Annotated in this window: 23 protein-coding genes; 14 read left to right on the forward strand and 9 right to left on the reverse strand. The window is 73.3% G+C overall.

Translation table 11 applies throughout. The annotated features are described in order from the left end of the window. Positions 1-10 precede the first annotated feature (10 nt). Together ACQEVB_RS09495 and ACQEVB_RS09500 are read right to left on the reverse strand one after the other, a co-directional pair. Positions 11-421, reverse strand: a complete 411-nt coding sequence (locus ACQEVB_RS09495; RefSeq protein ID WP_432967638.1) for a VOC family protein — start codon at positions 419-421, stop codon at positions 11-13. A gap of 5 nt (positions 422-426) precedes the next feature. Beyond that, positions 427-873 (reverse strand): helix-turn-helix transcriptional regulator, encoded by a 447-nt coding sequence (locus ACQEVB_RS09500; RefSeq protein WP_432967641.1) that lies wholly within the window; start codon positions 871-873, stop codon positions 427-429. Positions 874-898: 25 nt separating this feature from the next. Here ACQEVB_RS09500 and ACQEVB_RS09505 point away from each other — a divergent pair, with 25 nt between their 5' ends. The 3 genes from ACQEVB_RS09505 to ACQEVB_RS09515 all read left to right on the forward strand — a co-directional run bounded on the left by ACQEVB_RS09505 (position 899) and on the right by ACQEVB_RS09515 (position 2,465). Continuing rightward, positions 899-1,378, forward strand: a complete 480-nt coding sequence (locus ACQEVB_RS09505) for a TIGR00725 family protein (RefSeq protein ID WP_432967644.1) — start codon at positions 899-901, stop codon at positions 1,376-1,378. A gap of 68 nt (positions 1,379-1,446) precedes the next feature. Then, positions 1,447-2,163, forward strand: coding sequence for a TetR/AcrR family transcriptional regulator (locus ACQEVB_RS09510; protein WP_432967647.1), 717 nt, complete (start codon positions 1,447-1,449; stop codon positions 2,161-2,163). Positions 2,164-2,279: 116 nt separating this feature from the next. Beyond that, positions 2,280-2,465: a hypothetical protein gene (locus ACQEVB_RS09515; RefSeq protein ID WP_432967650.1), complete on the forward strand. Its 186-nt coding sequence runs from the start codon at positions 2,280-2,282 to the stop codon at positions 2,463-2,465. An 85-nt stretch (positions 2,466-2,550) separates the two neighbouring features. Here ACQEVB_RS09515 and ACQEVB_RS09520 read toward each other — a convergent pair whose 3' ends face one another. The 3 genes from ACQEVB_RS09520 to ACQEVB_RS09530 all read right to left on the reverse strand — a co-directional run bounded on the left by ACQEVB_RS09520 (position 2,551) and on the right by ACQEVB_RS09530 (position 4,341). Beyond that, positions 2,551-3,345 carry a class I SAM-dependent methyltransferase gene (locus ACQEVB_RS09520; RefSeq protein ID WP_432967653.1) on the reverse strand — a complete coding sequence of 265 codons (795 nt, stop codon included), beginning with the start codon at positions 3,343-3,345 and terminating at the stop codon, positions 2,551-2,553. Next, positions 3,342-3,572: a hypothetical protein gene (locus ACQEVB_RS09525; RefSeq protein WP_432967656.1), complete on the reverse strand. Its 231-nt coding sequence runs from the start codon at positions 3,570-3,572 to the stop codon at positions 3,342-3,344. The genes ACQEVB_RS09520 and ACQEVB_RS09525 overlap by 4 nt, the downstream gene beginning before the upstream one ends. An 88-nt stretch (positions 3,573-3,660) precedes the next feature. Then, complete coding sequence (locus ACQEVB_RS09530) at positions 3,661-4,341, reverse strand: sugar transferase (protein WP_432967659.1); 681 nt, start codon at positions 4,339-4,341, stop codon at positions 3,661-3,663. 231 nt (positions 4,342-4,572) lie between these two features. On the opposite strand from ACQEVB_RS09530, the gene ACQEVB_RS09535 reads away from it, so the two are divergent. Then, the gene (locus ACQEVB_RS09535) at positions 4,573-5,169 is read left to right on the forward strand and encodes a TetR/AcrR family transcriptional regulator (protein WP_432967662.1); all 597 of its coding nucleotides are present in this window, start codon (positions 4,573-4,575) and stop codon (positions 5,167-5,169) included. A gap of 9 nt (positions 5,170-5,178) precedes the next feature. On the opposite strand, the gene ACQEVB_RS09540 is transcribed toward ACQEVB_RS09535, so the two are convergent. Beyond that, positions 5,179-6,621 carry a right-handed parallel beta-helix repeat-containing protein gene (locus tag ACQEVB_RS09540; protein ID WP_432967665.1) on the reverse strand — a complete coding sequence of 481 codons (1,443 nt, stop codon included), beginning with the start codon at positions 6,619-6,621 and terminating at the stop codon, positions 5,179-5,181. Between the two features lie 419 nt (positions 6,622-7,040). Here ACQEVB_RS09540 and ACQEVB_RS09545 point away from each other — a divergent pair, with 419 nt between their 5' ends. From ACQEVB_RS09545 to ACQEVB_RS09555, 3 genes are all read left to right on the forward strand, one after another. Next, a complete protein-coding gene (locus tag ACQEVB_RS09545) occupies positions 7,041-7,547 on the forward strand; it encodes a beta-class carbonic anhydrase (RefSeq protein WP_432967668.1) in 507 nt (168 codons plus the stop codon). A 121-nt stretch (positions 7,548-7,668) separates the two neighbouring features. Continuing rightward, entirely contained in the window at positions 7,669-8,535 is an 867-nt protein-coding gene (locus ACQEVB_RS09550; RefSeq protein ID WP_432967671.1) for a L,D-transpeptidase family protein, read from the forward strand. A 2-nt stretch (positions 8,536-8,537) separates the two neighbouring features. Next, on the forward strand, positions 8,538-9,461 hold the full coding sequence (locus tag ACQEVB_RS09555; protein WP_432967674.1) for a hypothetical protein: 924 nt from the start codon (positions 8,538-8,540) through the stop codon (positions 9,459-9,461). Positions 9,462-9,463: 2 nt separating this feature from the next. Here ACQEVB_RS09555 and ACQEVB_RS09560 read toward each other — a convergent pair whose 3' ends face one another. Then, on the reverse strand, positions 9,464-9,937 hold the full coding sequence (locus tag ACQEVB_RS09560; protein WP_432967677.1) for an ATP-binding protein: 474 nt from the start codon (positions 9,935-9,937) through the stop codon (positions 9,464-9,466). Between the two features lie 60 nt (positions 9,938-9,997). Between ACQEVB_RS09560 and ACQEVB_RS09565 the strand changes: the two genes are divergently transcribed. Both ACQEVB_RS09565 and ACQEVB_RS09570 read left to right on the forward strand, forming a co-directional pair. Further along, a complete protein-coding gene (locus ACQEVB_RS09565) occupies positions 9,998-10,888 on the forward strand; it encodes a DMT family transporter (RefSeq protein ID WP_432980256.1) in 891 nt (296 codons plus the stop codon). A 135-nt stretch (positions 10,889-11,023) separates the two neighbouring features. Next, positions 11,024-12,232, forward strand: coding sequence for an FAD-dependent monooxygenase (locus ACQEVB_RS09570; protein WP_432967680.1), 1,209 nt, complete (start codon positions 11,024-11,026; stop codon positions 12,230-12,232). Between the two features lies 1 nt (position 12,233). Here the strand turns inward: ACQEVB_RS09570 and ACQEVB_RS09575 are convergent, their stop codons facing one another. Next, positions 12,234-12,596, reverse strand: a complete 363-nt coding sequence (locus ACQEVB_RS09575) for an RNA-binding S4 domain-containing protein (protein ID WP_432967682.1) — start codon at positions 12,594-12,596, stop codon at positions 12,234-12,236. 137 nt (positions 12,597-12,733) lie between these two features. Here ACQEVB_RS09575 and ACQEVB_RS09580 point away from each other — a divergent pair, with 137 nt between their 5' ends. From ACQEVB_RS09580 to ACQEVB_RS09590, 3 genes are all read left to right on the forward strand, one after another. Next, positions 12,734-15,229 carry a carboxypeptidase regulatory-like domain-containing protein gene (locus ACQEVB_RS09580; RefSeq protein ID WP_432967685.1) on the forward strand — a complete coding sequence of 832 codons (2,496 nt, stop codon included), beginning with the start codon at positions 12,734-12,736 and terminating at the stop codon, positions 15,227-15,229. Between the two features lie 22 nt (positions 15,230-15,251). Beyond that, positions 15,252-16,082, forward strand: a complete 831-nt coding sequence (locus ACQEVB_RS09585; protein WP_432967688.1) for an alpha/beta hydrolase — start codon at positions 15,252-15,254, stop codon at positions 16,080-16,082. A 203-nt stretch (positions 16,083-16,285) separates the two neighbouring features. Continuing rightward, positions 16,286-16,768 carry a cysteine dioxygenase gene (locus ACQEVB_RS09590; protein ID WP_432967691.1) on the forward strand — a complete coding sequence of 161 codons (483 nt, stop codon included), beginning with the start codon at positions 16,286-16,288 and terminating at the stop codon, positions 16,766-16,768. Here the strand turns inward: ACQEVB_RS09590 and ACQEVB_RS09595 are convergent, their stop codons facing one another. Next, positions 16,769-17,215 (reverse strand): MarR family winged helix-turn-helix transcriptional regulator, encoded by a 447-nt coding sequence (locus tag ACQEVB_RS09595; RefSeq protein WP_432967694.1) that lies wholly within the window; start codon positions 17,213-17,215, stop codon positions 16,769-16,771. 115 nt (positions 17,216-17,330) lie between these two features. Between ACQEVB_RS09595 and ACQEVB_RS09600 the strand changes: the two genes are divergently transcribed. Next, positions 17,331-18,488, forward strand: a complete 1,158-nt coding sequence (locus ACQEVB_RS09600) for an MFS transporter (RefSeq protein ID WP_432967697.1) — start codon at positions 17,331-17,333, stop codon at positions 18,486-18,488. Continuing rightward, positions 18,485-19,525 carry an SDR family oxidoreductase gene (locus ACQEVB_RS09605; protein ID WP_432967700.1) on the forward strand — a complete coding sequence of 347 codons (1,041 nt, stop codon included), beginning with the start codon at positions 18,485-18,487 and terminating at the stop codon, positions 19,523-19,525. The genes ACQEVB_RS09600 and ACQEVB_RS09605 overlap by 4 nt, the downstream gene beginning before the upstream one ends. Positions 19,526-19,534 lie beyond the last annotated feature (9 nt).

A 19,534-nucleotide genomic window follows, 5' to 3' on the forward strand; every position in this document is an offset into this window, starting at 1 on the left:
CTCGGATTCTTCAGCCGACCTGGAAGATGCGGATCAGGTTGCCGGCGGGATCGCGCAGCGCGCAGTCGCGGACGCCCCACGGCTGGTCGGTCGGCTCCTGGACGATGTCGACGTCGCCGCTCTGCAGCTCCTCGAAGGTGCGGTCGACGTCCTTGGTGGCGAGGTTGATGCCCCCGTAGGTGCCCTTGGCCATCATCTCCGCGATCGTGCGGCGCTCCTCCTCGGTGACGCCGGGGTCGGCGGCCGGCGGGTGCAGCACGATGGACGTGCCCGGCTGGTCGGCCGGGCCCACCGTGATCCAGTGCAGCCCGCCGTACTCGACGTCGTTGCGGACCTCGAAGCCGAGCGTGTCGCGGTAGAAGGCGATCGACGCCTGCGGGTCCTCGTGGGGGAGGAAGGCCTGGTAGATGCTGATGTCCATGGCCGTCACGGTAGGGCCGGCGCCGGCGCGGTTGCTTCTCGATTCCTGATCGGTCTGGAGACCTGCTTCGCGACGCACGGCGGCATCCCCTCGAGCGTGCCGGCCGCCTCCCGCTTGTAGGCGCTCGGCGGCATGCCCACCAGCTCGGTGAACCGCGTGCTGAACGTGCCCAGCGACTGGCAGCCGACGGCGAAGCACACCTCGGTGACGCTGAGCTCGCCGAAGCGCAGCAGTGCCATGGCGCGCTCGATGCGTCGGGTCATCAGGTAGCTGTAGGGCGACTCGCCGTACGCCAGGCGGAACTGGCGGCTGAGGTGCCCCGCCGACATGTTGACGCCCTTGGCGAGCGCCTCGACGTCGAGCGGCTGGGCGTACTCGCGGTCGATCCGGTCGCGGACGCGCCGCAGCAGCGCGAGATCGCGCAGGTGTTGCGCCGATGCCGGTCTGCTCACCGGCAGATACTGCCACGATCCGGACATGGCGTTCCAGGTTGCGGTGTGCGGCCCGGCCGAGGCGACGGAGACCGAGCGGGCGATCGCGTTCGACGTCGGGCGGCTGCTGGCCGGCCGCGGTGCGGTGGTGGTCTGCGGCGGCGGGACGGGGGTGATGGCGGCGGTCGCGGCCGGCGCCCGGTCCGCGGGCGGGCTGGTGGCGGGCGTGCGGCCCGGTCCCTCCCGGGAGGACGCCGCGCCGGACCTGGACGTCGTGCTCGCCACGAACATGGGCGAGGCGCGCAACGCGGTGATCGTGTGGAGCGCCGACGCCGTCATCGTCGTCGGCGGGTCGTGGGGCACGTTGAGCGAGGTAGCGCTGGCGATGCGCCGCGGCGGGGTGCCGGTCGTGTCGGTCGCGGGTTGGCGGGTCGTCGACGCCGACGGGCGGGAGGTACCGGGCATCGCGCACGTGGCGTCGGCCGCCGAGGCCGTGGCGATGGTGTGCGACGGCTACCCAGGGTGAGGGGGCGTAGCGTTGTCGCCGGCCCGCCTCCGTGATCACTGGGGGCGGCCGGAGGGGGGAACCGGTTCGTGGCGGCACGCCAGGAGCACGACGCGGGCCGGTCCGGCGCTGCGGATGGCCGCAGCACCCGGTGGGCTGCCCACCGGGTGCGTCGCCGCGAGCAGCTCATCGACGCCGCGCTGGCCGTGCTGGAGGAGGACGGGCCGGAGTTCGGGCTGCAGCAGGTGGCCGCGCGGGCCGGGGTCACGAAGCCGGTGATCTACCGGCACTTCGGCGACCGCGCGGCCCTCGTCGAGGCGATGGGGGACCGTGCGACGAACCTGCTGATGGCGCGGCTGATGCCGGCCATGTTCGCCGAGCGGCCGCTGCTGGAGCGGATCCGGCTGACGATCGAGGCGTTCCTCGGCTTCATCGACGAGTCGCCGCGCATATACCGCTTCTTCGCGCGCCGCGTGCCGGCCGAGGGTCGTGATGTCGCGGGCGTGGACAAGGCGTTCGTCGCCGAGGCGTTGACGTCGCTGATGCGCGAGTACGTGCTGCCCTTCGACCCGGCGGCGGCCCGCCTGGCACCGGTGTGGGCACACGGCACGGTGGGGTTCGTGCAGAACGCGGCGGAGTGGTGGCTCGACTCGCGGGCGGTGAGCCGCGACGAGCTCGCCGACAACCTGACGGCCCTGCTGTGGGCCCAGGTCGACGGGATCGCGCGGCGCCACGGGGTCGTCCTCGACCCGCACCAACCGCTCACCGTCGAGGGCATCGCATCGTTGCTGGGCAGACGTCCGTGATCATTCGGTCATCTTGCTGACCCGAAATTAGCGTTACCCGGGGTATCAAGTAACCTTCCGCGGCGCGTGGCCGGGGGACGGTCGCCGCGAACCGTGCAGGCGTGGGAGGGGACCGCATGACCGACGAGGCGACGCCCGAGACCGACATGGGGATGGCGCCCGGCGGCCCGCGCGCCCTCGCCGGCGGCTGCATCTGCTCGGTGCTGGCCAACGCCGACTACCGGGCCGGGGTCGTCGACGAACCCTGCATCGACCCGCGCTGCCCGCTGCACGCGGAGGATGCCGCCGCAGCGCCGTCCTGACGGTGTCGAGCCACGGTGACCGGGGCGCCGGTGCACCGTCCGGGGCCGGGGTGGGGCCACTCGGGGGAGTCCCCGCCCCGGCCCGTCAGAGCCGTTGCGCGACCCGCAGCTCGAACAGGTACTGCTTCGTGACGCGGCCGCCGTGCTGCCCGTCGATCAGGTCGGCGAGGCAGTTCAGCAGGCCCGCGCGCAGGTGGTCGGGCAGCGCCAGGTGGCCCGAGTAGGTGCACAGCAGCTGCAGGTACTCGTCGGTCTCGTAGGTGACGTCCTGGAGGTGCCGGCGCAGCGTCGGTGCCGTGAACAGCGGCGAGACCAGATCCGGCCGCTCGACCGGGGTGCCCGCGACGGTGGTGCGCGGCAGGTCCGGCGGGGTGTCCGGGTCCCAGGCCTCGTAGCAGCGCTGGGAGGCGGCGAAGAAGTCGGCGCTGCCTCCGGCCGAGATGTGGTGGGTCTCGACGATCGCCAGTGACCCGCCGGGCCGCAGGATGCGCGCCGGCTTCGCGAACCGTGCTCCCTCGTCGATCCAGTGGAACGACGTCGCCGCGACCACCAGGTCGAATGCTCCGTCCGGCAGGTCGACCCGTTCGAACGCGTCCTGGACGACGCGGACGCGCGGGAAACCGCCCAGGTTCCGCCGGGCCACTGCGGCCAGCTGCGGTCCCAGCTCGACCGCCGTGACGTCCGCACCCGTGGCTGCCAGCGGCACGGTGAGCTGCCCGGTGCCGCTCCCGATCTCGACGATCCGCGAGCCGGGCCCGATCCCGGCGAGCTCGACCAGCTCGGCCACCAGCGCATCGGGGTAGCGGGGGCGGACCGCGTCGTAGCGCTCGGCGACGGCGTCGAAGGTGGTGCGCAGCAGGCGCCGTTCGGCGGGGCTCACACCAGGCGGGGCGGATCGCCCGGGAGCGGCGCCGGCGCCGTGCGCTCCTCGCGCGCGACGGTGTCCTCACCCATGCGGTGCGCCGCGGGGTCCCACATCTGCTCGAAGACCCCCATCAGCCCACCGCTCGTGCCGCGGCGGCGAGCGCGCGTGGCCAGCACGGCGAACCCCCCGGCGATCACGAGCGGGATCCCGATGACGGCCACCGCGGCGATCAGCTCCTGCACCCGACCAGTGTGCCGGAAACGACGAAGGGCCCGGACGCGGGAGGCGTCCGGGCCCTTCGTTGCGCCGCGGGAATCGGCTGTCCGTGACTCAGTGCGAGATCAGGTACCCCACCGTGCGGAACATGATCTTGATGTCGAGCCAGAGCGACCAGTTGTCCGCGTACTCGTTGTCGACGCGGGCGCGCTCCGGGATCGAGGTGTCGCCGCGCAGGCCCTTCACGACCGCCAGGCCGGTGAGGCCGACCGGGACGCGGTGACGCAGGGCGTAGCCGGGGATCTCCTGTGAGAACTGGTCGACGAAGAACGGGCGCTCCGGCCGCGGGCCGACCAGGCTCATGTCGCCGACCAGCACGTTGAACAGCTGGGGCAGCTCGTCGAGGCTGGTGCGGCGGATGAACTTGCCGACCTTGCCCAGGCGCGCGTCGTTGTCGATGTTCCAGCGGACGTCGCCCTCGTCTGCGACCGGCTTCAGCGAGCGCAGCTTGTAGAGCGTGAAGACGCGTCCGTGCTGGCCGACGCGCTGCTGCCGGAAGATGACGCCCGGGCCACCCTCGATGCGGACGGCGACGGCGATCAGGAGCAGGACCGGGAGGGTCAGCAACAGGCCCGTGAGAGCGCCCAGGATGTCGATGGTGCGCTTGGCGGCGCGACCGACGGCGGTGCCGCTGCCGGCGCCGTAGGCGACGTGCGGGACCTGGCCGGCGGCACGCGCCTCGACCTCGGCCAGCACGGGGTGCAGGCTGAGCGGTGCGGTTGCTGTTGCCTCCATGACCTAAGAGACGTCATGGGGCGGGGGGCGGTTGCTCCCCAGTTCCCATGTGTTGGCAACGGAATGGTCACGAACCCGCCGATGGCCTGCTGACCTGCGGAGTTCTCGTACCGATGAGTCGCATCTCGCCATCGTTGTGGCTCGGATCACTCTGAACCGGTCCGGAACCGGTCGCTCGCCGCTACCATCGGCGCCTTCGGGGGGTCCGGAACCGAGCGGGGAAGGTACCCCATGGCCGGCACGGCGTCCCCGCACGATCGCGAGGCCATCATGCGTGCCGCCGTCCAGCTGACAGCCCGGCACGGCACCGCCGCCGTCGAGGACATCCTGCGCGTCGCACACGTCAACCGCCGCATCTTCTACCGGCACTTCGCCTCCAAGGACGCGCTGCTCGCCGAGCTCGCCGCCGAGGCCGCCGAGGCCGTCGGGCAGGAGCTCGCCGCCGCCGTTTCCGGGGCGCCCGACGGCGCGGGCGCGGCCCGCGCGTGGGTCGGGCACTACCTCGAGCTCGTCCGGGACGAGGGTGCCGCGACATCCGCCCGGTCCTACCTCGCGCCGGACCCGACCGCCGGCACCACCGTCGCCGCCGCCGTCGAGGCCGGCCATGACCGGCACCGCGAACTGCTGGAGGACGCGCTGCGGCGCGGCCGCGCCGACGGCAGCCTGCCCGCGACCGACCCCGAGGGCGACGCGTTCGTCGTGCAGGCGGCCGTCCTGCGCTACGCCGGGCTGCACCTGCACGGCCACCCGTCCCTCGACGCCGAGGCCGCTGCGGCGGCCGTCACCGGGGCGTTGCAGCGGCTGGGTGGGGCGTCCGGTCCGCCGTGACGACGCCCGTCACTTGTTCTGGAACGCCCCCAGGTCGACCTTGCCGTTGGTGCGGGCCACGCCGAGCAGGTCGGCCTGCGGGGCGCCGTCGGCGATCCCGGCACCGATGCCGGCCGAGCCCGGCGCCAGCTGCAGGTCGCCGGCCTCCGGGTTGACGAACTGGACGGTCCCCTGCACCGGGTCCGACCCGACCGGGCCGCTGCCGAACAGGTTGTGGTCGGCAGCGAACACGCCGATGTTGCCCGCGCTGTCGGGCCTGTTGCCCGTGACGATGTTGTTGCGCAGCACGTTGGTGCCGGTGAACTGGTAGTCGCGCGCGTTGATGCCGGGGCCGGCGTTGTTCGCGATCGTGTTGTTGACGATCGACAGGTCGCTGAACGTGCCCTCGGACTCGACGAAGAAGTTGATGCCGCCGCCCGAGTTGCCCGTGATCACGTTGTTGTAGATCTTGACGTTGTAGGTGCGGCGGGTCTCGGAGATGTCCTCGACGCCGAGGAAGATCCCCGCCTTGCCCTCGCCGGTGGCCCCGAGCACCGTGTTGTTGTAGACCTCGATCGTGTTGGCCGCGTCGACGTAGATGTTCGGGCCGCGGTTCGCGCGCGTCGTGTTGTCGTGGATCTTGCCGTTGCGGGCCTCGTACTTCGCGTCGATGCCCTCCTCGCCGCAGTTCTCCACGACGGAGTAGGCGATCTCGAAGCCGTCGATGTTGGACATCGAGATGGCCTCGTTCTTGGCCTCGGTGCCCTGGGCGTTGGAGCGGTTCACCTCGCTGTGCAGCACCTGGATGTCGGACCCGTCGATGAACACGATGCCGCCGTCCTGCGAGTCGGCGACCTCGGTGTCCTGCACGACGATGTGGCTGGCGTCCGAGCCGTAGACGCCGTGGTCGCCCGACCCGCGGACCTTCAGCCCGATCAGCTTGATCCAGCTGCGGTCACGCATCTCGACGAGCCCGTCGGTGTCGGGGTTGCCGGTGATCACGACTTCGGCGCCGGGCGCCGCCTGGTAGGTGATGTACTTGCCTTGTTCGCCGTTCCGCGGGATCTCCAGCGGCTCCTGGTAGGTGCCGGCCGCGATCACGACGGTGTCGCCGGGCTGCGTCTGCGCCGCGGCCTCGCCGATCGTCCGGAACTGGCCGGAGCCGTCCTGCGCGACGTTCAGGGTGCGGCCCGACGCGGGCGCCTCGATCTGCGTGACCGGCCGGACCCCGTGATCCTGCCCCGGCGTGCCCGCCATCGGCCCGAGCTTGCCCGCCGGGGGCGTGTCGGATCGCCCGGACAACGTCACGACGAGCACCACCACGAGCACCGCGACCAGCGCCACGGCGGCCGCACCGCCGATCACCAGGCGGCGGTCGATCGGCTTGCGCGGCCCACCCGGCCCGCCACCGGACAGCCCCGGTACCCGCACGGTGTCGGGCAGCTTCGGCCCCCGCGCCTGCTGCGGCTGCATGCGGGGATCGGCGAACGGCGGCTGCTGCCCCGTCGGGGGTCCCCCGTACGGCGGTAGTGGACCCGTACCCGGACCGGGGTGCGGAGGACCGGGCGGGCGTCCACCGTACGGCCCCGGCGGGCCGGCCGGCGGTCCCGGACGGGGCCCGGGTTGCGGCGGCTGCGAGGGGCTGTTCGACTGCATGGGGTGGACGGTCCTTCCGGGCATGAAAGCGGTGGTCGGCCGCTGCGCGGAGAGAGGCCCGACCTTCGGCCACGATAGCGAGGACGGCGTGCACCCCCTGTGAGGGCGAGCGCCGACGCCACGTGCACCTGTAGGACGTTCCCCGACCGGATCAGGTTCCGTGCTGTTCGGTCGCGGGTCGCGCAGCATGGCCGAGATCACGGCCTGAGCACGGAATCCGTGGCTACCGTGACCGAATGGACGCCGACGACCTGCTCGATCGTTCCCGTCGTGACGGCGCCCGGGCATCGGCCGCCGCCGCGGCCGGGCTCGCGGCCGCTCCGGCACGCCGCGCCGTCATCGTCACCTGCATGGACGCGCGGATCGACCCCGCGCTCCTGTTCGGTCTGGCACCGGGGGAGGCGCACGTGCTGCGCAACGCCGGCGCCGTCATCACCTCCGACACCCGCCGCTCGATCGTGATCAGCCAGCGCAAGCTCGGCACCCGCACCGTGCTGCTGGTGGCGCACACGGGCTGCGGGCTCGCGTCGTTCACCGACGACGAGTTCTCCACCGAGCTCGAGCTCGACACGGGGTTGCGTCCGCCGTGGCGGCCCGGGACGTTCGCCGACCCCGCCGAGAACGTGGCCGCCGGCCTGCGCGCCCTCCGCCGCGACCCGTTCCTGCTGCCCGACACCGAGCTGCGCGGGTTCGTGCTCGACGTCGCCACGTTCGCCCTCACCGAGGTGCCCGAACCGACCTGACCGTCGGTTACGAGGAGCTCTGTGAATTCACACGATCGAGCGTAACCCGATCGTGTGAACATCGTTCTTCGGGTTGCACGCCCCGCGTGCAGCCCGCCCCGAACATGCCTGATGGGGAACGATGCTCACGGAGACGGACGTCCCGGAAACCACGCCGCCGACGGTGCCGACCCGGATGGTGCACCGCGTCGCGCTCGGCGCGTTCGTGACCGTCGTCGGCATCGTCGCCGGTCTGGCACTCGGCAGCCCCGCTCGACCCGGCGGCACCGACGCCGATCCCGTGCTGGACGCGGCCATCGCCGTCGCCGGAGTCGACCCGGCCACCGCGGTACTGCCGCTCTCCACCACCCGCACCACGGTCGACGGCGCGCCGGTCGACCAGACCCCGTGGAACGCGACCGACGGGCTCGTCGTCCACCCGATCCGCGAGACCCCGATCCACGAGACGCCCGACGGGAAGCCGCTCGCGCGGTTGCCCCGCACGATGCTCGGCGACGCGGGCGACACGTGGCTCCCCGTCATCGACCAGCAGCCGGGCTGGGTGCGGGTGCTCCTGCCGTCCAAGCCGAACGGCTCCACCGGCTGGATCCGTGCGGCCGACGTCGAGGACGCCCGCACCCCGTTCGTGATCAACGTGCGGTTGGGGCAGAAGAAGGTCCAGCTGCTGAAGGACGGCCGGGTGACCGACACCTGGACCGTCGGCATCGGCAAGCCGTCCGCGCCCACCCCGGTCGGCCGCACCTTCCTGCTCGGTGCGTTCACCGACCCGAACCAGCAGTTCTCCCCGGTCATCCTGCCGCTGGGCACGCACAGCGCGACGCTCGACACCTTCGGCGGCGGCCCCGGCACCGTCGCCATCCACACCTGGCCGACGGCTGACGTGTTCGGCACCGGTTCCAGCGACGGCTGCATCCGGGTGCCCGCAGCCGCGCTGACCAAGCTCACCGCCGTGCCGCTCGGCACGCTCGTGATGATCACGGACGACTGACCGTGCGGACGACGACAGTGACGAGCAGGAGCTCGGCCCGCGCCGCCGTCGCCGGCCTCGTGGCCGCGGCCGCCCTGCTGACCTGGGCCGCGCCGGCCACTGCCGATCCCGGTGAGCGCCCGGAGACGGCGTTCGCGCTCGCCGGTCAGGGCCTGCTGAACTTCGGCCCGCTCACCCGCGTCGCCGCACCGGACGGCAAGCCCGCGCACGCCGAAGCCGTCGGGCTCGCATCCGTGCCGGGGCTCGCGGAGGCGGGCGTCTCCGGCGGGCTGCTCACCGCGGACGCGCGCGCCGGGTACGCCGCCACGTCCGTGGCCGAGCTCAAGCTCGCCGCGCTGCTCTCCGCCGACGTCGTCAAGACCAGCTGCGAGGACGGCCGCGGCAAGGTCGAGATCGTCAACGGGTCGCTGCTCGGCACCGCGCTCCCGCAGTTCCCCGTCCGCGGCCAGACCGTCGACCTCACGATCGCCAGGGCCACGTTCGGCGAGGAGAAGCGCAACGCCGACGGCACCATCACCGTCACGGGCATCCGGGTGACCGTCCTGCCGGCCGGCGGGCCCCCGACCAGGAACGTCGGCTTCGTCACCGCCGACGAGCCGGACGACTCCGGCGACTCCACGGACACGGCGGACGACACGCCCGTCGCGCCCCGACCCCGCCCCCGGGCCACGGCGCCGACTCCGCGCACGACGTCGGCCTCGCCTGCCCCGCTCGTGCCCGGTCCGGACTCGCTGGGCCTGCCCGGTCTCCCGCTGCTGACGCAGCCCAGCGACAACCGACCCACGCAGACCGTCACCATCGGCTCGGCCACCTGCGACACCGTCCAGCAGCCGGTCAACGCCGTCGAGCAGGACGGCAACCCCGACGACGCCGACGACGCGCCCGCCCCCACCGTCGTCCAGGCGGACCTGCCCGTCACGAGGTGACCTCAGGCGGGGTTCGGCCGGCCGGGCAGCCGCCAGGACATCTCGACGGTCGTGCCGGTCCGGCCCCGGCGCACCCGGCAGCGCTGCGCCAGACCCGCCATCAGGCTCATGCCGTGGCCGCGGAACCCCGGATCGGTCGGTGGCGGACGCCATCGGCCGGTGTCGTGCACCATGACGCGCAGGACGTCCCCGGCCGTCCGGTCGGCGCGCAGCACCACCTCACCGTCGGCGCCGGCGAACGCGTGGTCGGCCGCGTTCGCGAGCGCCTCGTTGGTCGCGAGCACGACGTCGTCGATGGTGTCCGGGTCGAGTCCACCCTCCGCCAGCCACGCCGCGATCACGCGGCGCACCCGCCCCAGCTGTGCAGGCAGCGCCGCCCCGTCGAGGCGCAGCGTGAGCTTGCTGCGGAGTCCGGTGGCGTCGATGGCGAGGACTACCCGGAGACAGAATCCGTCAACCGCGTCGGCGACGGGCATGGATCACGACCGTCCGGTGTTGGGGGCATCGTGAGCCTTCGCCCGACCGGTACCGACCGGATGTGGCTGGTGGCGGTCGCGGCGGCCCTCTGGGGCACCGACGGCCTGTTGCGCCAGCCGCTCGCCCAGGCCGTGCCCGCCGCCACCGTCGTCTTCTGGGAACACCTCATCGTGGTGGTGGTGCTCCTGCCGTTCCTGCCGTCCGCGGTGCGGGCCTTCCGTGCGGCGAGCCCGCGCGACCGGCTCGCGCTCGTGCTGATCGGCGCCGGGGCGTCCGCCGTGGCCACGGCGCTGTTCACCGCAGCCTTCCGGCTCGGGGACCCGGTGACGCCGCTGGTGCTGCAGAAGCTGCAACCCCTGGTCGCGGTGCTCGCGGCTGCCGTGCTGCTGGGCGAGCGCTTCCGTCCCGCCTACTGGGCGTTCGCCGTGCCGGCGCTCGCCGGTGCCTGGCTGATGGCGTTCCCCGATCCGCTGGCCGTCGCGCCCCGGCAGGTCGCTGCGGCCCTGCTCGCCGTCGGCGCTGCGGTGCTGTGGGCCATCGGCACCGTCCTCGGCCGCATGGTCAGCGAGCGTGTCGCCAGCCGCGACGTGACGGTGCTGCGGTTCGCGATCGGGCTCCCCGCGGCGGCGCTCGTCCTCGGCGTGCAGGGCGCCCCGGTCGCCGTCACCGTCGCGCAGCTCGGGCCGCTCGTCCTGCTCGCGCTGATCCCGGGCCTGCTCGCCCTCACTCTCTACTACATCGGGCTGCAGTCGACGGCCGCCGGCCGCGCCACCCTCGCCGAGATGGCGTTCCCCGTCACCGCCACCCTCATCGGCGTCGGGTTCCTCGGGGCCACCCTCACGGGCACCCAGTGGATCGGACTCGCCGTCATCGTCGTCGCCGTCACGGCGCTCGGCCTGCGGGAACGCAGCGAGCGGCCCGTCGTCGAGCTGCCGGCGGTGCGCGTGTAGTCGTCGACATCTGTCACTACCGCTCCCACCGCGGTGCCGACATGCTCGGCGAGGTGCCCGGCACCGCGATGAGTTCCTGCTCGCGCCCGGGTCTACCTGATCGGCAAACCCGGATCGAGGAGCAGGAGTTCTCCAGTGAGCAGTGTCAAGGTGTTGGTGGCCGGAGCGAGCATCGCAGGGCCGGCGCTGGCCCACTGGCTGCGCCGCCGCGGGGCCGAGGTGACCGTCGTGGAGCGGGCGCCCGGGCTGCGGCCCGGTGGGCAGGCCGTGGACGCGCGCGGCGTCGCCAAGGAGGTCATCCGGCGGATGGGGTTGGACGAGACGGTGCGCGCGGCCTGCACCGACACCGCCGGCGCGTACTTCGTCGACGCCGACGGGAAGGTGCTGGAGACGTTCCGCGCCGACGACCACGGCGGCGACGGGTTCATCGCCGACATCGAGATCCTGCGCGGCGACCTGTCGCAGGTGCTCTACGACGACACCCGCGACGGTGTGGAGTACCTGTTCGACGACCGGATCGCCGAGCTGGTCCAGGACGGCGACGGTGTGGACGTGGTGCTGGCGAGTGGGACGCGCCGGCGGTTCGACCTGGTGATCGGCGCCGACGGGTTGCACTCCTCGCTGCGTGCGATGGTCTTCGGCCCGCGCGAGCAGTTCATCCGCCACCTCGGGCTCGTGCTGGCCTTCTACAGCGTGCCCAACGAGTTCGGGATCGACCGCTGGCTCATCGACCACAACGACGGTGGACGCTCCGCCGGTCTGCGGCCCCTGCCGGACAACACCCGGGCGATGGCGATGTTCTCCTTCCCGTCACCCGCGTTCGACATCGACCACCGCGACATCGACGCCCAGAAGCGCCTGCTGCGCGAGCAGATGGCGGGCTTCGGCTGGGAGAGTTCGCGCATCCTCGCGCACGTGGACGACACCCCGGACTTCTACCTCGACCAGGTCGCCCAGGTGGTCATGGACCGCTGGTCGAAGGGCCGGGTCGGGCTGCTCGGCGACGCCGCGTTCTGCGCGTCGCCGATGTCGGGTGCGGGCACCGGGCTGGCGCTCATCGGCGCCTACCTCCTGGCCGGGGAGCTGGCCGCCGCCGGGTGGGACCCGGAGGTCGCGTTCGCGCGCTACGAGGAGCGGATGCGCCCGTTCGTCGAGGCGAACCAGGAGATCGGCCGGCTGCACGTGCGCAGCCTGCTGCCCGCGCCGGACGCCGACCCGGCCGCCGAGCCCGAGTTCGACATGGAGCTGATCGACCGCGCCATCAACGGTGTCGACCTCCCCGACTTCGCGGGCGTGCCGGACAGCGGGCCCTCTGTCCGGTCGGCCGTCGGCTCGGCCTCCTAGATCACTCGATCCCGCGGAGGCGATCCAGCTCGCGCCGGTCGCGCTTCGTCGGGCGGCCGGCGCCGCGGTCGCGCCGCGCCACCGGGCCGGACAGGCCGGGTACCGGTTCGGGGGACCGGTCCACGTAGCAGGTGACGGCGTCCGGCGCCCCGACCCGCTTGTCGATCACCCGGACGACGTCGACCAACCGGGTGCGGTCGTGCAACCGGGCGCGGACGACGTCACCCGGTTTCACCGGGGTCGCCGCCTTCGCCGAACGATCGTTCACGCGTACGTGCCCGCCGCGGCACGCGTCGGCCGCCGCGGAGCGCGTCTTCACCAGGCGCACGGCCCACAACCACCGATCGATCCGGGTCGAGTCCACCCGGCGATGATGCCTCGACCGAGCCGTCCCGGGCAGGTGACTTCCCCGGCGCGCTGTCCGGCGGATCGATCAAGGTCGGTGCTAGGTTCGCGCCTCGACGTGAAGTCGTCCGTCCCCGTGATCTGGGAGCGCTCCGCATGAGCACAATCGTCGTCGTCGTGTCGGTCGTCGTGGCACTGGTCGTGCTCGTCGCGCTGGCGATCTGGGTGTTCCTGCGGTGGCTGCGCCGGCACGAGACCTCGGCCCGGCACCGCACCGGCCCGCGCACGGTCGCCGAGCTGGTCGAGCTGCGGGGCGTGGAGGGCAAGGACGTGCCCGCCGCCATCGCGCCCGAGGTCGTGCCGGCGGCGGCCGAAGCCGTCGAGGAGCCGGAGCCGCCGGCGCCCGCTGCGGTGCCCGCGGCCGCGCGGCCCCGTCCGCCGGTGAACCCGGAAGGCGCGGACACGCCGTGGGCGCGCGGGGCCCGCATGACCGGCGACCCGGACGGGCCGGGCGAACCGTGGGCCGACGCCGAGCAGCCGGCGCAGGCGAAGAGCCGGTCGTGGGTTCCCGGGGTGATCACCGGCGCGGCCGGCGCCACGGGACTCGCCGCCGTCGCGGCGCATCAGACCGACGGTGCGGAGGGTGAACCCGCGGCGGAGGGTTCTGCTGCGGACGAGGCGTTGTCGAAGGAGTCCGCCGCGGATGGGCCGGCAACGGAGGAGCCCGCAGCGGGGACCGTCGCCGACGGCGGCGAGCCTGCCGCCGAGGAGTCGGCCCCTGCGGAGGAGCCTGCCGGGAACGTCGCCGGCGGAGAGCCTGCGGATGCAGGTGAGACTGCGGATTCCGAGTCGATGGCTGGGGACTCGGCGTCTGCAGGATCGGCTTCTGATGAATCGGCGGAGGGCGCGTCCGCGCCGGAGCCGATCGCGGAGGAGTCGTCCGCTGCCGGCGCGAGCCCAGCGGGTGGCGAGGATGCTGCGCCGGAGGAGCCGGTTGCGTCCGGTCCGAGCGCCGGCGTGGTGGGGCTGTCCGCAGCGGCCGGGCTCGCCGGTGTCGCCGGCGTTGCGCTGCACGGCGCGCAGTCCGTCGGCGAACCGGAGGGCGACCAGGCCGCAACCGACGACCAGCGGGCGGACGCCTGGCTGCCCGCCGACGACGCCGACACCACGGACAACCCCGCCGGCCGCACCGAGGCGGAGCAGGCCGAGGAGGTCGCCGGGTTCGGGGAGGGCGCTGCGGCCGGGTCAGGTGCCGGTGGCCCGGTCGAGGAGGAGGTCGTCACCGAGGCGACGGACACGCCGACCGACGACGGCGAGACCGAGCACGACACCGCAGCCGATGTGATCACGGAGGGAGCGGAGGCCGCCCCCACCCCGGTCCCCGCTGTCGCCGAGGGCAGCGCCGAGGGCAGCGTGGCTGATCCGGCCGGACCGATCGACGTCGAGTCGGCGGCGCAACCGGTCGAGGCAGGGGAACCGGCGGCTGCGGCGGACGGCCAGCCGGCCGCTTCCGAGCAACACGGAGGAGCCGCGCTGACGGTCGCCGGGCTCGCTGCCGCTGCCGCGGGCGGGGTGGCCGTTGCCGGGTTGGCCGGACGCTCGCACGAGCGTCAGGCCGATGAGCCGGGGGAGGACGGCGACGAGGCCGCGACGAGCCTCGACTCGACGGACCGGGAACCGGCACTTCCGGTGGCCGCGGCCGCCGAAGCACCATCACCTGCGGCGGGCGCGGACCCGGCCGCAGGTTCCGAGGACGGCCCTGTTCAGGAGGGTGGAGCGGTGGCTGCGTCAGATGTGGTGGACGATCCGGCCGAGGACGATCCGAGCGTTGCGGGGCCGGACTGGGCGGACGAGCCCGCCGCCGACGAGCCGGACGACGATCCCGCCTACGAGGACGAGGAGGGCGCCGGTCCGACGGGCGCCGACCTCGCCGCGGTGCACGCCGAGAGCGCGGCCGAGCAGGACCGCCGGCCGCGCCGCACGCCGGCCGAGCGCGCGGCCGAGCACGCCGCCGTCGACGTGGCGCTGCTGCGGACGTTCGGTGTGGCGGAGACGGGTGACCGGCCGAGCGCGGCGCCGATCGTGTCGTTGAGCGCGGCCACCGCGCACCCCGCGCCGCGGGATCCGTCGGGCCCGGCGATGCCCGTGTTCGTCCGGGTGTCGGGCCGCGACGACGAGCCGGTCGAGGCGGCGTCGGTGGCGCTGGTGGACGACCTCGGCACCCATGTCGCCGCGGCCGAGACGGGCCCCGACGGGAAGGTCGAGCTGACCGCGCCCGGGCCGGGCACGTACATGGTCGTGGCGTCGGCGGCGCAGCACCAACCCGGTGCGGGCGCGGTGGTCGTGGCGGGTGGACCGGCGACGGTCACGGTGCCGCTGGTGCGGTCGTCGTCGGTGGCGGGCTCGGTGTGGGGCGCCGAGGAAGCGGTGGCGGAGGCCCAGCTGGTGCTGCTGCAGGACGGCGAGGTCGTCGAGGAGGTGCAGTCCGGCGGCGACGGCGGGTTCCGCATCGCCGACCTGACGGCGGGCACCTACACGCTCTCGGTGACGGCGTCGGGGTTCGAGCAGCTGGAGGTCGCGCTCGACGTGCCGGTGGCCACCGACGTGCGGCAGGACATCGATCTGCAGGCGTCGTCGCTCGTCGGGCAGTAAGAGGACCCTCTAAGTTCGGCCCATGCACGTCGAGGGCAGGCTGGTCGGTGCGCGTGGCGTCGAGCTGTTCTGGCAAGGATGGTTACCGGACGGACCGCCGTCCGGGGTCGTCCTCCTCTGCCACGGCCTCGGCGAGCACTCCGGCCGCTACGGCAACGTCGTCGACGCGCTGCTGCCCGACGGGTGGGCGGTGTACGGGCTCGACCACCGCGGGCACGGCCGTTCGGCGGGCCGGCGCGCGCACCTGGACGACTACGCCGACTGGCTGAGCGACTACGACCTGTTCCGCCGGACCGTCGTGGCCCGCCACGAGGACCTGCCGGTGTTCCTCCTCGGCCACAGCATGGGCGGGCAGATCGCGCTCGCCTACGCGCTGGACCACCAGGACGACCTGGCCGGTCTGGTGCTCTCGGCGCCGGCGCTGGCCAGTGACGCCGTGCCGAAGCCGCTGTTGCCGCTGCTCCGCGGGTTGGCCAAGGTGGCGCCGACGTTGCGGCCGGCCGGCATCGACGCCACGAAGATCAGCAAGGACGCCGACGTCGTGGCCGCCTACCAGGCAGATCCGCTGGTGCACCACGGCAACCCGACGCTGGGTCTCTCGGCGCGCCTGGTGGGCCAGTTCGACGTGCTGCCGGAGCGGGCGCGCGAGCTGCGACTGCCGCTGCTGCTGCAGCACGGCTCCGTCGACGTGCTGACCGACCCGGCCGGCACGAAGGTGCTGGAGGCCGCGAGCGGGTCCCCGGACCAGACGGTGCACTGGTACGAGGGGCTGTGGCACGAGATCTACAACGAGCCGGAACGGGACCGCCCGCTCGGCGATCTGCGGGAGTGGTTGGCGGCACACCGGTCATAGGCCGGACATTTGCCGGGACTGCCCGCGGGCTGGGAGGCCGGTGGACGCCGCCGGTCCTTGTGTGTTCACATGTCCAGGTGTTCTCGCAGGCCGCCGTTCTCGGAGAGATCTGGGGTGGCCGTCGCGCGGACCAGTTCGACCAGGGGTGTTGCCGGAGCTGACGTCTCGTCCGCTCGTCCGGCCCTTCCCTCTGGAGTACTCCCGTGCTGCTGCACGCTCCCACGCCGTTGGCGCTCGCCGATCTGAGGTCGTTGACCCGTGAGGTCGCCGCGGAGGTCCGCGCCGGACTCCATCCGGTGCACGTCGACCCTGATCAGCGCTGGTACCGGCTGCTGCGCAGCGACGCGTTCGTGGACGTGTGGCTGATCAGCTGGGCCACCGAGCAGTCGGCGGAGCTGCACGACCACGGCGGGTCGCTGGGCGCGCTGACCGTGGTGTCGGGTGCACTGTCCGAGCAGCGGTGGGTCGGCACCGGGCTGGCCACGCGCCGCCTGGCGGCCGGGTCGAGCGCCGGGTTCCCCCTCGGCCACGTGCACGACGTCGGCAACCCGGAGCCGACGCCTGCGGTGAGCGTGCACGCCTACTCGCCGCCGCTGTCGGCGATGTCGTACTACGCCGTCGACGACGCGGGGCTGCTGCGCCGCACCCGCAGCGAGCTGGTGGAGCAGGGCACGCCGGTGGCGTGATCAGGCTCGCGGCAGCGCGTGCAGCGCCGTGACGAGCGGCTCCAGCTCGGGCACGGCGCACGCCTCGTCGAGGGTGGCGGACAGGGTGTCGTCGTGCACCGGACGCGCCTTGGCCAGTAGCTCGCGGCCGGCGTCGGTGAGCGAGCTGTAGATCCCGCGGCGGTCGTCGTCGCAGAGGGTGCGGCGCAGCAGGCCGCGCTTCTCCAGCCGTGTGACCAGCCGCGTCGTCGCGCTGTGCGACAGGGCAGCGGCGCGCGAGAGCTGCTGCATGCGCATGTGCCAGCCATCCTGGCGGTCGAGCGTGTCGAGCACCGTGTACTCGACGACGGACAGGTCGAACCGGGCCTGGAGCGCCTTCTCGAGCGCCTCCTCCAGCCGGCCGTGCAGCGCTGCGAGCGTGCGCCAGCCCTGAGCCCGCACCTCGACGGCGTCGTCGGCGATCCCCATGACCTCTCCTCGCGATCGCTGTCTCCCGCATCATACCGGATTGCGCGGATAGGAAGCGCGTGCAATCATTGCGCACGCCAGATATCTGCTCACGCGTAATGAAGGAGGACGCGTCATGCCGCTCGCGCTTCTCGCGCTGGCGATCAGTGCCTTCGGCATCGGGACCACGGAGTTCGCCGTCGCCGGCCTGCTGCCGGACGTCTCCGCCGACCTCGGGGTCGACATCCCCGCCGCCGGCCTGCTGGTCACGGGTTACGCCCTCGCCGTTGCGATCGGCGCGCCGCTGCTCACCGCGGCGGCCACCCGGTTGCCCCGCAAGACCGTGCTGCTCGGCCTCCTCGGGCTGTTCGTCCTCGGCAACCTGCTCACCGCGGTAGCCACGAGCTACGGCCTGGTCATGCTGGGCCGGGTCGTCGCTGCGTTGTGCCACGGCGCGTTCTTCGGCGTCGGGTCCGTGGTCGCCGCCGGGCTGGTTCCGCCGCAGCGCCGGGCCGCGGCCATCGCGCTGATGTTCACCGGCCTGACCGTCGCGAACGTGGTCGGGGTGCCGTTGGGCACCGCGATCGGCCACGCCTTCGGCTGGCGGACGACGTTCTGGGTGATCACCGTGCTGGGCGTGGTCGCCGTGCTGGGCGTGCTCGCACTGGTGCCGCGGCAGCCGGCCGACCCGGCGGCGAGCCTGCGGGCCGAGCTTGCCGCGTTCGGCAACCCGCGCCTGTGGCTGGCGCTCGCCACCACGGCACTCGGGTTCGGGGGACTCTTCGCCGCGTTCACCTACGTCGCGCCACTGATGATCGACGTCGCGGGCTTCCCGGCCGGCGCAGTGACCTGGATCGTGCTCGTCTTCGGGATCGGCGCCGTGGTCGGCAACCTCGCCGGCGCCAAGGCCGCCGACCGGGCGCTCGTCCCGTCCCTGCTGGTGCTGCTCGCCCTGCTCGCGCTCCTGCTCGGCCTGTTCACGATCACGGCCGCCGGACCCGTCCCCGCGATCGTGACGCTCGCGGCGATCGGCGTCGTCGGCTTCGCGACGGTGCCGGGCCTGCAGACGCGCGTGCTGGACGCGGCCGGCTCGGCGGGCACGCTGGCCTCGGCGGCCAACATCTCCGCGTTCAACCTCGGCAACGCCGTCGGCGCCTGGTTGGGCGGTCTGACGATCGGCGCGGGCTTGGGCCTGACGTCGCCGAGCTGGGTCGGTGCGCTGATGGTCGCCGGCGCGTTCGGGATCGCGCTCGCCGGTGCGCGGCGCCGCGAGCGGGTCGAGGTCGCGGCATGACGCGCGTGGCGCTCGTCGTCGGGGCGAACGGCGTGATCGGCGGCCGGCTGGCCACGCACCTGCGGGCGAACCCCGAGTGGGAGGTGATCGGGCTGTCCCGCCGGCCGGGTCCCGGCCGGCACGTGCAGGCCGACCTCTTCGACGTCGGGTCGGTGCGCGCGGCGCTGCAGGACCAGCCGGCCGTCACCCACGTGTTCTACGCGGCCTACCAGGATCGACCGAGCTGGTCGGAGCTGGTCGCGCCGAACGTGACGATGCTGCGCACCGTGCTCGACGCGGTGGGTGGAACGGCGTTACAGCACGTCAGTCTCATGCAGGGCTACAAGGTCTACGGTGCGCACCTCGGCCCGTTCGACACGCCCGCGCGGGAGGACGACCCGCCGCACATGCCGCCGGAGTTCAACGTCGAACAGCAGCGCCTCGTCGAGGAGGCCGCGGCGGCCCGCGGGTTCACGTGGTCGGCGATCCGCCCGTCGGTCGTGGCGGGGTTCGGGCTCGGCTACCCGATGAACATCGTCAACGTGCTGGCGGTCTACGCCGCGATCAGCGCCGAGCTGGGCGTGCCGCTGCGGTTCCCCGGCAAGCCGGGCGCGTACGACGCGCTGCTCGAGCTGACCGACGCGGGCCTGCTCGCCGAGGCCACCGAGTGGGCGGCCACGGACCCGAACGCGGCGAACCAGGCGTTCAACATCGCCAACGGCGACCTGTTCCGCTGGCGCCGGCTGTGGCCGTTGCTCGCCGAGCAGTTCGGGTTGGAGGTGGCACCGCCGCTGCCCATGTCGCTGGCCGACGTCATGGCCGACAAGGAACCCGTCTGGGACGCGATGGTGGCCCGCCACGGGCTCGCCCCCACCCCCTACGCGGACGTGTCCTCGTGGGCGTTCGGCGACTTCGTGTTCTCGTGGGACTACGACATGTTCGGCGACACGTCGAAGGCGCGGCGGGCGGGCTTCCACCGCTACGTCGAGACGTCGGCGATGCTCGTCGAGCAGATCGCGGACCTGCGGAAGCGACGGATCATCCCGGAGCGCGCGTAGCTCTAGGAT

It is taken from the genome of Pseudonocardia sp. CA-107938 (assembly GCF_050936315.1).
In the GTDB taxonomy this organism is placed as follows: Bacteria; Actinomycetota; Actinomycetes; order Mycobacteriales; family Pseudonocardiaceae; genus Pseudonocardia.

Coding starts and splice junctions, on each gene's coding strand:
- ACQEVB_RS09495 (WP_432967638.1), bottom strand. CDS start 421: ATGGACATCAGCATCTACCAGGCCTTCCTCCCCCACGAGGACCCGCAG.
- ACQEVB_RS09505 (WP_432967644.1), top strand. CDS start 899: ATGGCGTTCCAGGTTGCGGTGTGCGGCCCGGCCGAGGCGACGGAGACC.
- ACQEVB_RS09515 (WP_432967650.1), top strand. CDS start 2,280: ATGACCGACGAGGCGACGCCCGAGACCGACATGGGGATGGCGCCCGGC.
- ACQEVB_RS09530 (WP_432967659.1), bottom strand. CDS start 4,341: ATGGAGGCAACAGCAACCGCACCGCTCAGCCTGCACCCCGTGCTGGCC.
- ACQEVB_RS09535 (WP_432967662.1), top strand. CDS start 4,573: ATGGCCGGCACGGCGTCCCCGCACGATCGCGAGGCCATCATGCGTGCC.
- ACQEVB_RS09540 (WP_432967665.1), bottom strand. CDS start 6,621: ATGCAGCCGCAGCAGGCGCGGGGGCCGAAGCTGCCCGACACCGTGCGG.
- ACQEVB_RS09545 (WP_432967668.1), top strand. CDS start 7,041: ATGGACGCCGACGACCTGCTCGATCGTTCCCGTCGTGACGGCGCCCGG.
- ACQEVB_RS09550 (WP_432967671.1), top strand. CDS start 7,669: ATGCTCACGGAGACGGACGTCCCGGAAACCACGCCGCCGACGGTGCCG.
- ACQEVB_RS09560 (WP_432967677.1), bottom strand. CDS start 9,937: ATGCCCGTCGCCGACGCGGTTGACGGATTCTGTCTCCGGGTAGTCCTC.
- ACQEVB_RS09565 (WP_432980256.1), top strand. CDS start 9,998: ATGTGGCTGGTGGCGGTCGCGGCGGCCCTCTGGGGCACCGACGGCCTG.
- ACQEVB_RS09580 (WP_432967685.1), top strand. CDS start 12,734: ATGAGCACAATCGTCGTCGTCGTGTCGGTCGTCGTGGCACTGGTCGTG.
- ACQEVB_RS09585 (WP_432967688.1), top strand. CDS start 15,252: ATGCACGTCGAGGGCAGGCTGGTCGGTGCGCGTGGCGTCGAGCTGTTC.
- ACQEVB_RS09595 (WP_432967694.1), bottom strand. CDS start 17,215: ATGGGGATCGCCGACGACGCCGTCGAGGTGCGGGCTCAGGGCTGGCGC.
- ACQEVB_RS09600 (WP_432967697.1), top strand. CDS start 17,331: ATGCCGCTCGCGCTTCTCGCGCTGGCGATCAGTGCCTTCGGCATCGGG.
- ACQEVB_RS09605 (WP_432967700.1), top strand. CDS start 18,485: ATGACGCGCGTGGCGCTCGTCGTCGGGGCGAACGGCGTGATCGGCGGC.